15 protein-coding genes are annotated in these 13,555 nt (G+C 66.5%); all 15 read left to right on the top strand.

What is annotated here, in order from left to right:
* The first annotated feature begins 7 nt into the window (after positions 1 to 7).
* The 15 genes from I7X39_RS13900 (at position 8) to era (ending at position 13,554) form a co-directional block, all read left to right on the top strand.
* A complete protein-coding gene (locus I7X39_RS13900; RefSeq protein ID WP_198111765.1) occupies positions 8 to 559 on the top strand; it encodes a YceD family protein in 552 nt (183 codons plus the stop codon).
* Positions 560 to 736: 177 nt separating this feature from the next.
* Entirely contained in the window at positions 737 to 922 is a 186-nt protein-coding gene (gene rpmF, locus I7X39_RS13895) for a 50S ribosomal protein L32 (RefSeq protein ID WP_198111764.1), read from the top strand.
* A gap of 129 nt (positions 923 to 1,051) precedes the next feature.
* Entirely contained in the window at positions 1,052 to 2,107 is a 1,056-nt protein-coding gene (gene plsX, locus I7X39_RS13890) for a phosphate acyltransferase PlsX (protein ID WP_198111763.1), read from the top strand.
* Between the two features lie 11 nt (positions 2,108 to 2,118).
* Positions 2,119 to 3,096 (top strand): beta-ketoacyl-ACP synthase III, encoded by a 978-nt coding sequence (locus I7X39_RS13885; RefSeq protein ID WP_198111876.1) that lies wholly within the window; start codon positions 2,119 to 2,121, stop codon positions 3,094 to 3,096.
* A 20-nt stretch (positions 3,097 to 3,116) separates the two neighbouring features.
* Complete coding sequence (gene fabD / locus I7X39_RS13880; protein ID WP_198111762.1) at positions 3,117 to 4,079, top strand: ACP S-malonyltransferase; 963 nt, start codon at positions 3,117 to 3,119, stop codon at positions 4,077 to 4,079.
* The gene (fabG, locus tag I7X39_RS13875) at positions 4,076 to 4,810 is read left to right on the top strand and encodes a 3-oxoacyl-ACP reductase FabG (protein ID WP_198111761.1); all 735 of its coding nucleotides are present in this window, start codon (positions 4,076 to 4,078) and stop codon (positions 4,808 to 4,810) included. Before fabD ends, fabG begins: the two co-directional genes overlap by 4 nt.
* Before the next feature lie 118 nt (positions 4,811 to 4,928).
* Entirely contained in the window at positions 4,929 to 5,168 is a 240-nt protein-coding gene (gene acpP, locus I7X39_RS13870; RefSeq protein ID WP_058936430.1) for an acyl carrier protein, read from the top strand.
* A 91-nt stretch (positions 5,169 to 5,259) separates the two neighbouring features.
* A complete protein-coding gene (fabF, locus tag I7X39_RS13865; protein ID WP_198111760.1) occupies positions 5,260 to 6,504 on the top strand; it encodes a beta-ketoacyl-ACP synthase II in 1,245 nt (414 codons plus the stop codon).
* A gap of 9 nt (positions 6,505 to 6,513) precedes the next feature.
* Positions 6,514 to 6,834 carry a hypothetical protein gene (locus I7X39_RS13860; protein ID WP_198111759.1) on the top strand — a complete coding sequence of 107 codons (321 nt, stop codon included), beginning with the start codon at positions 6,514 to 6,516 and terminating at the stop codon, positions 6,832 to 6,834.
* 105 nt (positions 6,835 to 6,939) lie between these two features.
* The gene (locus tag I7X39_RS13855) at positions 6,940 to 8,358 is read left to right on the top strand and encodes a DegQ family serine endoprotease (RefSeq protein WP_198111758.1); all 1,419 of its coding nucleotides are present in this window, start codon (positions 6,940 to 6,942) and stop codon (positions 8,356 to 8,358) included.
* A 344-nt stretch (positions 8,359 to 8,702) separates the two neighbouring features.
* The gene (lepA, locus tag I7X39_RS13850; protein WP_198111757.1) at positions 8,703 to 10,511 is read left to right on the top strand and encodes a translation elongation factor 4; all 1,809 of its coding nucleotides are present in this window, start codon (positions 8,703 to 8,705) and stop codon (positions 10,509 to 10,511) included.
* A gap of 17 nt (positions 10,512 to 10,528) precedes the next feature.
* Positions 10,529 to 11,503, top strand: a complete 975-nt coding sequence (lepB, locus tag I7X39_RS13845; protein ID WP_198111756.1) for a signal peptidase I — start codon at positions 10,529 to 10,531, stop codon at positions 11,501 to 11,503.
* A 53-nt stretch (positions 11,504 to 11,556) separates the two neighbouring features.
* A complete protein-coding gene (locus tag I7X39_RS13840) occupies positions 11,557 to 11,913 on the top strand; it encodes a DUF4845 domain-containing protein (RefSeq protein ID WP_198111755.1) in 357 nt (118 codons plus the stop codon).
* Positions 11,914 to 11,923: 10 nt separating this feature from the next.
* The gene (rnc, locus tag I7X39_RS13835) at positions 11,924 to 12,598 is read left to right on the top strand and encodes a ribonuclease III (RefSeq protein ID WP_198111754.1); all 675 of its coding nucleotides are present in this window, start codon (positions 11,924 to 11,926) and stop codon (positions 12,596 to 12,598) included.
* Entirely contained in the window at positions 12,595 to 13,554 is a 960-nt protein-coding gene (gene era, locus I7X39_RS13830; RefSeq protein WP_198111753.1) for a GTPase Era, read from the top strand. Before rnc ends, era begins: the two co-directional genes overlap by 4 nt.
* Position 13,555 lies beyond the last annotated feature (1 nt).

Here is a 13,555-nt window from a genome sequence, read left to right as displayed (position 1 = left end):
TCAGCCCATGCGAGCCGAATCGAACTGGAAACCCGAGCGACTGGACATCGAGGCCTTTGCCAAGCAAGGCGGTGCGGTGCAGGGCGAGTGGCCAGCGGGCAGCCTGGCGCGGTGGGTTGAATCCAATCTGACCGACCCGGACCTGGTGCCCGTGCGCTGGCAATTGCAGGGCGAGCGCCGCGAGCCCCTGGGCGGCAAACCCGAGATCTGGCTGCATCTGCAGGCGCAGGCCCAGGCGCATCTGAGCTGTCAGCGCTGCCTGCAGCCGGCGGCGTTTCCGCTCGAGATCGAGCGCAGCTTCCGCTTCGTGCAGGACGAGGCCACCGCCCTGGCGGAAGACGCGGACGCCGAGGAGGACCTGCTGGTGCTGAGCCGCAGCTTCGACGCGCGCGAGCTGATCGAGGACGAGCTGCTGCTGGCCCTGCCCCTGGTGCCCATGCACGAGGACTGCGAGCACCCGGCGCAGGGCTCGGTCGATGTCGAGGCGCCGCCCGAAGAGGCCGAGCGCCCCAACCCCTTCGCGGTGCTGGCCAGCCTGCGCAAGGGCGAGGGCGATTGAGTCGATCGGTGGTTCAACTTGCCCGGGCCTCGAATTTCTGGCTAGAATCGCGGGCTTTTGTCGCTGCCGCTCTTTGACGAGGTGCTGGCAGATTGGGCGTTCAGGTACTGGCTCAGCCGGAGCCGAACGCCGCCCGGGCTGGGCATCAGGTCCGCCCGTCACAGCATTGGAGCAATCATGGCCGTTCAACAAAACAAGAAGTCGCCTTCCAAGCGCGGCATGCACCGTTCGCACAACGCCCTGGTGAACCCGGGCACCGCCATCGAGCCGACCACCGGCGAAGTGCATCTGCGTCACCACATCAGCCCGACCGGCTTCTACCGCGGTCGCAAGGTGCTGAAGACCAAGGCCGACGCATCCTGAGGATCCCCGCCGGGACGAGCGCGCGCATGCGTGTCACCCCGGCCCCCGGTCCGAACCCCACCACGCCCGACGCCCCTGCAAAGGGTCGGCGGGCGTTGTGCTTTGCGCTCTTCAAGAGGCTTGATTCATATGCAACGCGTGCGCCTGGCCGTTGATTGCATGGGCGGCGATCACGGCCCTTCGATCACCCTGCCGGCCTGCCAGGCCTTTCTGGCCAATCACCCCCATGCCGAATTGCTGCTGGTCGGTCAGTCCGAGGCCCTGGCGGCCGCGCGTGACTGGCCGCGCTGCCGCGTGGTCGCCGCCAGCGAGGTGGTCAGCATGGACGACCCCGTCGAGGTGGCGCTGCGCCGCAAGAAGGATTCGTCGATGCGGGTGGCAATCAGCCAGCTGAAGGCCGACGACCAGGGGCAGACGGCGGCCGATGCCTGCGTCTCGGCCGGCAACACCGGCGCGCTGATGGCGCTGGCGCGCTATCTGCTCAAGACCATGGACGGCATCGACCGCCCGGCCATTGCCGCCTCGCTGCCCAACCAGAAGGGTGGCTTCACCACCGTGCTGGATCTGGGTGCCAATGTGGACTGCGGCCCCGAGCATCTGCTGCAGTTCGCCGTCATGGGCTCGGCCCTGGTCACTGCCGTCACCGAGAACCCGACACCCAGCGTCGGCCTGCTCAACGTCGGCGAGGAAATGATCAAGGGCAGCGAAGTCATCAAGCGCACCGGTGAGCTGCTGCGCGCCGCCGATGCCGCAGGCCAGATCCGCTTCCACGGCAATGTGGAAGGCAACGACATCTTCAAGGGCACGACCGACATCGTGGTCTGCGACGGCTTCGTCGGCAATGTGCTGCTCAAGGCCGCCGAGGGCCTGGGCAGCATGATCTCGACGCAGCTCAAGGGTGAGTTCGGCGCCAGCTGGAGCACCAAGCTGCGCGGCCTGGTGGCCTGGCCGGTGCTGCAGCGCTTCCGTGCGCGCGTGGATCACCGCCGCTACAACGGCGCAGCCCTGCTGGGCCTGCGCGGCCTGGTGTTCAAGAGCCATGGTTCGGCCGACGCCTTCGCTTTCGAGCGGGCGCTCGAGCGTGCGCATGAATCCGCCCGCCACGACTTGCTCGACGGCGTGCACGACCGCGTGGCCGCCGCCATGGGCAGCCTGGCTGCCCCCCATCCCTCCATCCCTGCATGACCACAGTCACTCTGCCGCGCTACGCGCGCATCCTGGGCACCGGCAGTCATTTGCCGGCGCGTCGCGTCTCGAATGAAGACCTGGCCGCGCAGCTCGCTGCCGACGGCATCGAGACATCGGACGCATGGATCACCGAGCGCACCGGCATCAAGGCGCGCTACTTCGCCGGGCCGGGCGAGAGCACCAGCGACCTGGCCCTGCCCGCTGCGCGCCGCGCGCTCGAGGCTGCTGGCATCGAGGCCGCGCAGCTCGACCTGATCGTCGTCGCCACCACGACGCCGGACATGGTGTTCCCGTCCACTGCCTGCCTGCTGCAGGCCAAGCTGGGCGTGGCTGGCTGCGCCGCCTTCGATCTGCAGGCGGTCTGCTCGGGCTTCCTGTACGCGCTTTCTGTGGCGGACGCCATGATCCGCGCCGGCCAGGCCCGCCATGCGCTGGTGATCGGCGCCGAGGTGTTTTCGCGTCTGCTGGACTTCAAGGACCGCACCACCTGCGTGCTGTTCGGCGATGGCGCCGGCGCGGTGGTGCTGGGCGCATCCGACGAGCCCGGCATCCGCGCCACCGCCCTGCATGCCGATGGCGCCCAGGCCGAGGTGCTGTGCGTGCCCGGCACGGTGCACGGCGGCAGTGTGGTCGGCCACCCGGTGGTACGCATGGACGGCCAGGCGGTGTTCAAGCTCGCCGTCTCGGCGCTGGACAAGGTGGCGCGCGAAGTCATCGAGCGCGCCGGCATTCCGGCCGAGCAGATCGACTGGCTCATTCCCCACCAGGCCAATCTGCGCATCATGAAGGGCACGGCCAAGAAGCTCGGCCTGCCCGAGGAGCGCATGGTGGTGACCGTGCAGGAGCATGGCAACACCTCGGCGGCCTCGGTGCCGCTGGCCCTGGATGAGGCCATCCGTGCGGGCCAGATCCGGCGCGGCCAGAACCTGCTGCTCGAAGGCGTCGGCGGGGGCTTCACCTGGGGCGCGGCCCTGATCACCTACTAAGAACAAGAACGGAGTTTGAGATGAGCACTCCCTTTGCATTCGTCTTTCCGGGCCAGGGCTCGCAGGCCGTCGGCATGCTCGACGCCTGGGGTGAGCACCCGGCCGTGCGCGCCACCCTGGCCGAGGCCAGCGAGGCGCTGGGCCTCGACATGGCCGCGCTGATCCAGCAGGGCCCGAAGGAACAGCTGGACCTGACCACGAACACCCAGCCGGTGATGCTGACCGCCGGCATTGCCTGCTACCGCGCGTGGCTGCAGGAAACCGGCCTGACGCCGGCCGCCGCCGCCGGCCACAGCCTGGGTGAGTACAGCGCCCTGGTCGCGGCCGGTGTGCTGACGCTGGCCCAGGCCCTGCCGCTGGTGCGCCTGCGCGCCCAGGCCATGCAGGAAGCCGTGCCGGTCGGGCAGGGCGGCATGGCGGCCATCCTGGGCCTGGACGCCGAGGCCGTGAAGGCCGGTTGCGCCGCTGCCCGTGAAGCCTCCGGCGAGGTCGTCGAGGCGGTCAATTTCAACGACCCGAAGCAGACCGTGATCGCTGGCAGCAAGGCCGGCGTCGAAAAGGGCATGGAAGTGCTGAAGGCCGCCGGCGCCAAGCGCGCGCTGCCGCTGCCGGTCTCCGCTCCGTTCCACAGCAGCCTGATGAAGCCGGCGGCCGAGCGCCTGCGCGTGGCGCTGGAAGCGATCGAGTTCAAGGCGCCCGGCTTCGCAGTCGTCAACAACGTCGATGTGGCGACGCCTACTACGGCGGCCGAGCTGCGTGACGCGCTCTACCGCCAGGCCTACCAGCCGGTCCGCTGGGTCGAACTGGTGCAGGCCCTCAAAGCCAGGGGCCTGAGCCATGTGATCGAGTGCGGCCCGGGCAAGGTGCTGGCCGGCATGGTCAAGCGCATCGACGCCAGCCTGTTGACCAGCACGATCTTCGACCCCGCCAGCCTGGCCGAGGCCCGCGCCCTGTTGGATCAGACCCCGGGAGCCCCCGCATGACGACGAAATCCATCGCGCTGGTCACCGGCGCCAGCCGCGGCATCGGCGCCGCCATCGCCCAGACCCTGGCCGAGCAAGGCCACAAGGTCATTGGTACGGCCACCACGGCCGAGGGTGCGGCCCGCATCGGCGAGGCGCTGTCCCCATGGGGTGGCCGTGGCGTGGCGTTGAACGTCAATGACGCGGCAGCCTGCGAGGCGCTGGTCGACGCCCTGGTCAAGGAAGAGGGCGGCCTGCACGTTCTGGTCAACAACGCCGGCATCACCAAAGACACCCTGGCCCTGCGCATGAAGGACGAGGACTGGGATGCGGTGCTGGACACCAATCTGAAGGCCGTGTTCCGTCTCTGCCGGCTGGCCATCAAGCCCATGATGAAGCAGCGCATGGGGCGCATCGTCAGCATCACCTCGGTGGTGGGTGCCTCCGGCAACCCGGGCCAGGCCAACTACGCCGCCGCCAAGGCCGGCCTTGCCGGTATGAGTCGCGCGCTGGCCCGCGAGGTGGGCAGCCGGGGCATCACGGTCAACTGCGTCGCGCCTGGCTTCATCGCCACCGACATGACGGCCGCCCTGCCCGAGCCCCAGCAGCAGGCCCTGCTGGCGCAGATTCCGTTGGCACGCCTGGGCGAGGCCAAGGAGGTCGCCGCGGCGGTGGCCTTCCTGGCCGGCCCCGGCGGTGGCTACGTGACGGGCAGTGAGCTGCACGTCAACGGCGGCATGTACATGTGCTGAACTGCACGAGCCCGGCCGCAAGGCGCGGGTTCACCCTTGGGTGTCCCAAAATTAGGGGCCCCGCCCTAAGCCCGTAGAATGGCGGGCTGTTTCTTTGCAAAACCCTCCCGGAGGAGTCATGAGCGATATCGAAGCCCGCGTCAAGAAAATCATTGCCGAGCAGCTCGGCGTGCCTGAGGCGGACGTCACCAACGAAAAGGCTTTCGTGGCCGATCTGGGCGCCGACTCGCTCGACACCGTGGAGCTGGTGATGGCTCTCGAAGACGAGTTCGGCATCGAGATTCCGGACGAAGAGGCCGAGAAGATCACCACGGTGCAACTGGCGATCGACTACGCCGTCAAGCACCAGAAGGCCTGATTTCAGGTTTTCCGCTGCGGGCAGACCTGGTCTGGCCCGCAACCCTGGGGCCGCAAGGCCCCTTTGACCATCTGCATTGCTGCTGAATCGCATGAGCCGTCGTCGCGTCGTTGTCACCGGTCTGGGACTGATCACTCCGGTGGGCAACACCGTTGCCGAGAGCTGGGCCAATATCCTGGCCGGGCGCTCGGGCATCGCCACCGTTACCCGTTTCGATGCGAGCAATCTGGCCTGCCAGTTCGCTGGCGAGGTCAAGGGCTTCCAGATCGAGGACTACATCTCGGCCAAGGAAGCCCGCAGCATGGATACCTTCATCCATTACGGGCTGGCCGCCGGCCTGCAGGCGATCAAGGACGCCGGCCTGGTCACGGGTGAGGCCTTGACCGAGGCCCAGGCCGAACGCATCGGCGTGATGGTGGGCTCGGGCATCGGCGGTCTGCCCAATATCGAAGAAACGCACAGCGAGATGCTGAACCGCGGCCCGCGCCGCGTATCGCCGTTCTTCGTGCCGGCCTCGATCATCAACATGATCTCCGGCCATCTGTCGATCCAGACCGGCTTCCAGGGCCCGAACCTGGCCGTGGTGACGGCCTGCACCACTGGGCTGCACAGCATCGGCATGGCGGCGCGCCTGATCCAGTACGGCGATGCCGACGTGATGGTGGCCGGCGGTGCCGAGTCCACGATCTCGCCGCTCGGCATCGGTGGTTTCGCGGCGGCGCGTGCCCTCTCCACCCGCAACGACGACCCGGCCACGGCCTCGCGCCCCTGGGACAAGGGCCGCGACGGCTTCGTTCTGGGTGAGGGCGCCGGCGTCATGGTGCTGGAGTCGCTGGAGCATGCGCAGGCGCGCGGTGCGCGCATTTATGCAGAGCTGGTCGGCTTCGGCATGGGCGCTGATGCGTACCACATGACCGCGCCGAACGTGGATGGCCCGCGCCGCTCCATGCAGGCCGCGCTGCGCGACGCCGGCTTGAACCCCGATGCCGTGCAGTACCTGAACGCCCATGGCACCTCGACGCCGCTGGGCGATGCAAACGAGACCAACGCGATCAAGATGGCCTTTGGCGAGCAGGCGCGCAAGATGGCGATCAGCTCTACGAAGTCGATGACCGGCCACCTGCTCGGTGGTGCCGGGGGCATCGAGTCGGTGTTCACCGTGCTGGCGATCCGCGACCAGATCGCACCGCCGACCATCAATCTGCACGAGCCCGACCCCGAGTGCGATCTCGATTACTGCGCCAACCAGGCGCGCGAGATGCGCATCGACGTGGCCGCCAAGAACAACTTCGGTTTCGGCGGCACCAACGGCACCCTGCTGTTCAAGCGCTTCTAAGGCCATTCGATGGCCAGCCGCCCCCTGCCTGGGTTGCGCTGGCCCCTGCCGCAGGGGGAGTGGCCCTGGCTGTGTTGCGAACTCGGTGTCTGGCAATTGCGCGGCCGTGCGGAGGAGGTGCAGGCTCTGGCGCGGGTTGACGTGGTTCTGGACCACAGCGACCGCCTGTACGTGCGCTTGCGCTGGCCTCGCGGCCCGGGGCTGAGAAGCTGGCTCTGGCCGGCGCAGTGCCATGTCTGGCTGACCCGCGCGCAACTGCCCTCGCAATGGTCGCTGCTGCGTGCCCAGCTCTGGCCCGGTCGGCGCCGGCATTGGCTGGGGGCGCCTTGAAATTCGCCGCCACCGCCGTCAACTTGCGCATGACGAGTGGGCGTTGAGGCCCCCGTGCCGGCATCATGTCCGCGCATTTCCTCCCTTGACTTCGCTTATGCCACCATGAAGCAGCTCGCCTTACGCACCAGTCTTGCCGCTTTCGCCCTTGCCCTGGGCCTGCAGACCCTCCCCGGCCCGGCCCTGGCCCAGCATGCAGGCTTACCGGACTTCACCGAACTGGTGGAAAAGGTGGGGCCGGCCGTGGTCAACATCCGCACCGCGGAGCGGGTCCGCAGCGCGCAGGGCCCCGAGCTGGATGCACAGATGTTGGAGTTCTTGCGCCGCTACGGCATTCCGATGCCGCGACGCCAGGGCCCGCGCGGGGGCGATGAGGACGAGGGCCCGCAGCGTCGTGGCGTCGGCTCCGGATTCGTGCTCGGTGCCGATGGGGTGGTGCTGACCAATGCGCATGTGGTGGACGGCGCCGACGAGGTCATCGTCACCTTGACCGACAAGCGCGAGTTCAAGGCCAAGGTGCTCGGCACGGACCGTCGCACCGACGTGGCGGTTCTGAAGATTGAGGCCACGGGCCTGCCGACGGTCAAGCTCGGCGAGGTCGGCAAGCTCAAGGTGGGCGAATGGGTGCTGGCCATCGGCTCGCCCTTCGGCTTTGACAACACGGTGACCGCGGGCATCGTCAGCGCCAAGGCGCGTGACACCGGTGACTTTCTGCCCTTCATCCAGACCGATGTGGCCATCAACCCCGGTAATTCCGGCGGTCCACTGCTGAACATGCGCGGCGAAGTGGTCGGCATCAATTCACAGATCTACAGCCAGTCGGGTGGCTTCATGGGCATCTCGTTCGCCATCCCGATCGATGAGGCGATGCGGGTGGCGGATCAGTTGCGCACCAGCGGTCGTGTGGTGCGGGGGCGCATTGGCGTCGGCATCGACGCCGTCAGCCGTGAAGTGGCGGAAGCCATCGGCCTGCAGCGCGCCTTTGGCGCCCTGGTGCGCAACGTCGAGGCCGGCGGGCCGGCGGAGAAGGCCGGCATCGAGGGCGGCGACGTGATCACCAAGTTTGATGGCAAATCGATCGAGCGCTCCACCGACCTGCCGCGTCTGGTCGGCGCGGTGCGGCCGGGCAGCAAGGCCAGCCTGCAGGTGTTCCGCCGCGGCGCCTTCAAAGATCTGCAGGTGGTGGTTGCGGAGCTCAAGGAGGGCAATCCGCGTGGCACGCCAGAGGCTGGTGAAGGCCCCCGCGTGGGTTCGGCCTTCGGCCTGAGCCTGTCCGATCTCACGGAGGCTCAGCGCAAGGAAATGCGCCTGCGCAATGGTGTGCGGGTGGATGGGGCCGAAGGGGCCGCGGCACGCGCCGGACTGCGTGAGGGCGATGTGATCCTGTCGGTTGACAATGCCGAAGTGAACAGCGCCCGGCAACTGCAGACCCTGCTGGGCAAGCTGGAAAAGGCCAAGGTGGTCAGCCTCGTGGTGCGGCGGGGTGATGTGACCAGCATCGTGCTAATCCGTCCTTCTCGCTAGTCATTCCAACCGGTTAAGCAAGTAATGGGCGCTAGTGAACTGGCGCCCACATCATTGAATGCGGAAAGGCCTGTTGATAAGCTGTGAATAAATGCCCTGTTGGCGACCTGCAACGGGGTTGATGCGGACCTGCGGGGAGTGGTCGCCTCGGGCCTTTTGGCTACAATGGCCTCCCCAACAAGCAGTTGCCATATGTTTTGTTGGAAGGCGCGTCTGCCCCTTGGACGTGCCTTTTTTTTAGCTTCGGCACGGTCCCGTCGGGACCTTCACGTCGCCTCGCGACATGAGCCTACGCTGCAAGCCCTGCGGGCTTGTGACTCCGAAGCGCGGCATAGACGACCCCAATGGATCACATCCGCAATTTTTCGATCATTGCCCACATCGACCACGGCAAGAGCACGCTGGCCGATCGGATCATTCAGCGCTGCGGCGGCTTGGCCGACCGCGAGATGGAGGCCCAGGTGCTCGACTCGATGGACATCGAGCGCGAGCGCGGCATCACCATCAAGGCGCAGACCGCTGCCCTGCAGTACAAGGCGCGCGACGGCAAGGTCTACAACCTGAACCTGATCGACACCCCGGGGCATGTCGACTTCAGCTACGAGGTCAGCCGCTCGCTGTCGGCCTGCGAGGGCGCGCTGTTGGTGGTCGATGCCAGCCAGGGCGTCGAGGCGCAGACCGTGGCCAACTGCTACACCGCGCTGGATCTGGGCGTGGAAGTGGTGCCGGTGCTGAACAAGATGGACCTGCCGCAAGCGGATCCAGAGAACGCCAAGGCGGAAATCGAGGATGTGATCGGCATCGATGCCGCCGATGCGATTCCCTGCTCGGCCAAGTCCGGCATGGGCATCGACGAGATCCTCGAAGCGGTCATTGCCCGCATGCCGCCGCCCAAGGGGGTGGTGGAGGCACCGCTGCGCGCCATGATCATCGACTCGTGGTTCGACAACTACGTCGGCGTGGTGATGCTGGTGCGGGTGGTGGATGGCACGCTGAAGAAGGGCGAGCGCATCCGCATGATGGCCACCAATGCCGTCTATCCGGCCGACCAGCTCGGCGTGTTCACGCCCAAGAGCGAGAGCCGCGAGCAGCTGAATGCGGGCGAGGTAGGTTTCATCATCGCAGGCATCAAGGAGCTGGCGGCGGCCAAGGTGGGCGACACGATCACCCTGGAAAAGAAGCTGCCGAACAACCTCGGCCCGGCCGAACAGGCGCTGCCTGGCTTCAAGGAAATCCAGCCCCAGGTTTTCGCCGGTCTGTACCCCACCGAGGCGAGCGAGTACGACCAGCTGCGCGACGCGCTGGAGAAGTTGCACCTGAATGATTCCTCGCTGCGCTTCGAGCCCGAGGTGTCGCAGGCCCTGGGCTTCGGCTTTCGCTGCGGCTTCCTGGGTCTGCTGCACATGGAGATCGTGCAGGAACGCCTGGAGCGCGAGTTCAACCAGGACCTGATCACGACCGCGCCTTCGGTGGTCTACGAGGTGGTGCTGGGCGACGGCGAGGTGATCGAGGTCGAGAACCCGAGCAAGATGCCCGAGCCGGGCAAGATCGCCGAGATTCGCGAGCCCATCGTCACGGTGCATCTGTACCAGCCGCAGGAATACGTGGGTGCGGTGATGACGCTGGCGAATCAGAAGCGCGGCGTGCAGATCCAGATGAGCTACCACGGCAAGCAGGTGCACCTGACCTACGAGATGCCGCTGGCGGAGATCGTGCTGGACTTCTTCGACAAGCTGAAGTCCGTCAGCCGCGGCTACGCCTCGATGGACTACGAGTTCAAGGAGTACCGCGCCTCCGACGTCGTCAAGGTGGACATGCTGATCAACGGCGACCGCATCGACGCGCTGGCCATCATCGTGCACCGCAGCCAGAGCCAGTACCGCGGCCGGCAGGTCGCGGCCAAGATGCGCGAGATCATTCCGCGTCAAATGTACGACGTCTCCATCCAGGCGGCGATCGGCGTCAAGATCATTGCCCGCGAGGACATCAAGGCCCTGCGCAAGAACGTGCTGGCCAAGTGCTACGGCGGTGACATCACGCGCAAGCGCAAGCTGCTCGAAAAGCAGAAGGCCGGCAAGAAGCGCATGAAGCAGATCGGCTCCGTCGAGGTGCCGCAAGAGGCCTTCCTGGCCATCCTTCAGGTGGAAGAGTGAATACCTTGGAATCTCGCTTGAGCGCCCTGACCGGCCTGCTGTACGCCGTCCTGGTGGCCTACCTGGCCGGCTGGTATCTGGACAAATGGACGGGCAACTTCTCGCTGCTGCTGTTCCTGATGTCGGTCGTGACGTTCTTCTACTGGGTGGCGGAGCGCTGGCACTTCCTGCCGCACCGTCAAGCCGCGGCAAGTGAACTGCTCAGGCAGGATCAGGAGCGCCGCACCAAGCTGGAGGCGCAGGGCATCAAGGTGGACAACCAGGATGTCCAGGCCGCGCAGCAGGCGGTGCTGCGCCAACCCTGGTGGCTGGACTGGACGGCCGGCCTGTTCCCGGTCATCTTGCTGGTCTTCGGCCTGCGCTCCTTCCTGTTCGAGCCCTTCAAGATTCCGTCTGGCTCGATGGTGCCTACCTTGCTGGTGGGGGACCTGATCCTGGTGAACAAGTTCCACTACGGCATTCGGCTGCCGGTGCTCAACAAGAAGATCATCGAGAACCATCCGGTGCAGCGCGGCGATGTGATGGTGTTCCGCTACCCCGAAGACCCGCGCATGGACTACATCAAGCGGGTGGTCGGTGTGCCGGGCGATGAAGTGGCGTGGCGCAACCAGCGGCTCTTTGTGAACGGCCAGGAAGTGGCGACCGAGGCCCAGGGCCCGTATTTCGATCAGGACAGCCTGCGCGAGCGTCCGCTCTACAAGGAAAAGCTCGGCGCGGTGGAGCACCAGATGCTGGTGGATCGCATGCAGCCGCTGCGCTTCTACATGGACAGCGCCAGAGGACCTTTCCCGCATGCGGACCAGTGCAGCTACACCATCGAAGGCGTGAGCTGCAAGGTGCCTGCCGGCCACTACTTCATGCTGGGTGACAACCGCGACAACTCGCGCGACAGCCGCTTCTGGGGTTTCGTGCCGGATGAGAACATCGTGGGCAAGGCGGTGGTGATCTGGATGAACTTCAGCGACCCGAAGCGCATCGGTCGTTTTCACTGAGCCAGCGCTTTTTGCGCTACCTTCTCCCTTCCTAATCTGACGGAGCGAACGAGATGCTGCGAACCCCTGGAACCCAGCGTGGAGTCACCCTGTTCGGCTTGCTGTTTTGGGGGATCTTCTTGGCCTTTGCCGGTGTGGTGGTCGCCAAGGTCCTTCCGACGCTGATCGAGTACTGGGAGACCAAGCGTGCAGTCACCAAGGTGGCGCAGGAGAGTCCGGCTACTGTTGCTGCAGCGCGAGTGGCTTTTGATCGGATCAAGGCGGTCGAGTATTCGATCAAGCTTGATCCGCAGGAACTGGTGATCACCAAAGAAAACGACAAGGTGCGCATCAAGTTCGCCTACGACCGCGAAATCGAGCTGGGCGGGCCGGTGTACCTGGTCATCAAGTACCAGGGGCAGTCGGAGTGAGGATTCCGTGATGGATCTGCAGGAGGCGCTGGGTTACCGCTTCCGTGACCCGCGCCTGCTGCAACGTGCGCTGACGCACCGCAGCCACAGCGCCCACCACAACGAGCGCCTGGAGTTCCTGGGTGATGCGGTCTTGAGTCTGGTCGTCAGCCAGTTGCTCTATGCCCGCGAAGCCGCGGCAGCCGAGGGTGCGCTGTCGCGCATGCGGGCGCATCTGGTGCGCGAGGAGAGCTTGCATGCACTCGCCCTGCAACTCGGCCTGGGTGCTTGCATGCGGCTGAGCGAAGGCGAGGCCAAGGCCGGTGGTGCGCGCCGGCCTTCCATCCTGGCCGATGCGCTGGAGGCCGTGATCGGCGCCGTGCATCTCGATGGGGGCTTCGACGCCGCAGAGCAGTTGGTGACACGCCTGTTCGCCCCCTTGTTGCTAGAAGACGCCAGCGCCGCACGCTGGGCCAAAGATGCCAAGACGGCGCTGCAGGAGTGGCTGCAAGGGCGCCGCCACCCCGTACCCAATTACCGCATCGTGGCCGCGCGCGGCCAAGCCCATGCCCAGACCTTCGAGGTCGAATGCGCCGTCGCTTCGCTGGCGGTGAGCGCAGTGGGCTTGGGCAGTTCGCGCCGCGCCGCCGAACAACAGGCCGCAGCGGCCTTGTTGGCGCGCCTGCAGGAGGGCGCAAGCTCATGACCGAAACCACCCCTACGCCGGGCGCTCAGCGCTGCGGACTCATCGCCATCGTCGGCCGACCCAATGTCGGCAAATCCACCCTGCTCAATGCACTGGTGGGCCAGAAGGTCTCCATCACCTCGAAGAAGGCCCAGACCACCCGCCATCGCATCACCGGCGTGCGCACGGTGGCCGAGAACCAGTTCGTGTTCGTCGACACCCCGGGCTTTCAGACCCGGCATGGCAATGCGCTGAACCGCAACCTCAACCGCACCGTCACCGGCGCGCTGGCCGATGTGGACTTGGTGCTGCTGGTCGTCGAGGCCGGGCGCTTCGGGCTGGACGACGCCAAGGTGCTGGCCCTGTGCCCCAAAGACAAGCCGGTGGTGCTGGTGGCGAACAAGCTGGATGCCGTGCACCGCCGCCAGGAGCTGCTGCCCTGGTTGAAGGACATGCAGGAACGCCACCCTTTCACCGAATACGTGCCGCTGAGCGCCAAGAAGGCGGCCGATGTCGAGCGCCTGTTCAGCATCCTGGCGCCGCACCTGCCGCAGCAGGACTGGTTCTTCGAGGAGGACGCACTGACCGACCGCAGCGAGCGCTTCCTGGCCTCGGAGCTGATCCGCGAAAAGCTGTTCCGCCTGACCGGCGACGAACTGCCCTACAGCTGCACCGTGGTGATCGACAAGTGGGAGGAGGAAGATGCCCCCCCGCCCAGTGCGACACCGGCCAAGGGCAAGCCTGTGTTACCCAAGCCGCCGCTGCGGCGCATCGCCGCCAGCATCGTCGTGGAGCGCGAGGCCCACAAGGGCATGGTGATCGGCGAGGGCGGTGAGCGGCTCAAGCGCATTGGCAGCGAAGCGCGCCAGGAGCTGGAGCGACTGACCGAGGCGCGCGTGTTCCTGGAGCTGTTCGTCAAGGTCCGCTCCGGTTGGGCCGACAGCGAAGAGCACCTGCGCTCCTACGGATACGAGTGAG

Source organism: Inhella proteolytica (assembly GCF_016093275.1).
GTDB lineage: Bacteria > Pseudomonadota > Gammaproteobacteria > Burkholderiales > Burkholderiaceae_C > Inhella > Inhella proteolytica.
Note: the sequence above shows the minus strand (reverse complement) of the source record. Positions and strands in the feature narration are given on the sequence as shown.

Excerpts from the sequence above, each read along its gene's own strand:
- I7X39_RS13900 (WP_198111765.1), top strand. The coding sequence starts at position 8 with ATGCGAGCCGAATCGAACTGGAAACCCGAGCGACTGGACATCGAGGCC.
- rpmF (WP_198111764.1), top strand. The coding sequence starts at position 737 with ATGGCCGTTCAACAAAACAAGAAGTCGCCTTCCAAGCGCGGCATGCAC.
- plsX (WP_198111763.1), top strand. The coding sequence starts at position 1,052 with ATGCAACGCGTGCGCCTGGCCGTTGATTGCATGGGCGGCGATCACGGC.
- fabD (WP_198111762.1), top strand. The coding sequence starts at position 3,117 with ATGAGCACTCCCTTTGCATTCGTCTTTCCGGGCCAGGGCTCGCAGGCC.
- fabG (WP_198111761.1), top strand. The coding sequence starts at position 4,076 with ATGACGACGAAATCCATCGCGCTGGTCACCGGCGCCAGCCGCGGCATC.
- acpP (WP_058936430.1), top strand. The coding sequence starts at position 4,929 with ATGAGCGATATCGAAGCCCGCGTCAAGAAAATCATTGCCGAGCAGCTC.
- fabF (WP_198111760.1), top strand. The coding sequence starts at position 5,260 with ATGAGCCGTCGTCGCGTCGTTGTCACCGGTCTGGGACTGATCACTCCG.
- I7X39_RS13860 (WP_198111759.1), top strand. The coding sequence starts at position 6,514 with ATGGCCAGCCGCCCCCTGCCTGGGTTGCGCTGGCCCCTGCCGCAGGGG.
- I7X39_RS13855 (WP_198111758.1), top strand. The coding sequence starts at position 6,940 with ATGAAGCAGCTCGCCTTACGCACCAGTCTTGCCGCTTTCGCCCTTGCC.
- lepA (WP_198111757.1), top strand. The coding sequence starts at position 8,703 with ATGGATCACATCCGCAATTTTTCGATCATTGCCCACATCGACCACGGC.
- I7X39_RS13840 (WP_198111755.1), top strand. The coding sequence starts at position 11,557 with ATGCTGCGAACCCCTGGAACCCAGCGTGGAGTCACCCTGTTCGGCTTG.
- rnc (WP_198111754.1), top strand. The coding sequence starts at position 11,924 with ATGGATCTGCAGGAGGCGCTGGGTTACCGCTTCCGTGACCCGCGCCTG.
- era (WP_198111753.1), top strand. The coding sequence starts at position 12,595 with ATGACCGAAACCACCCCTACGCCGGGCGCTCAGCGCTGCGGACTCATC.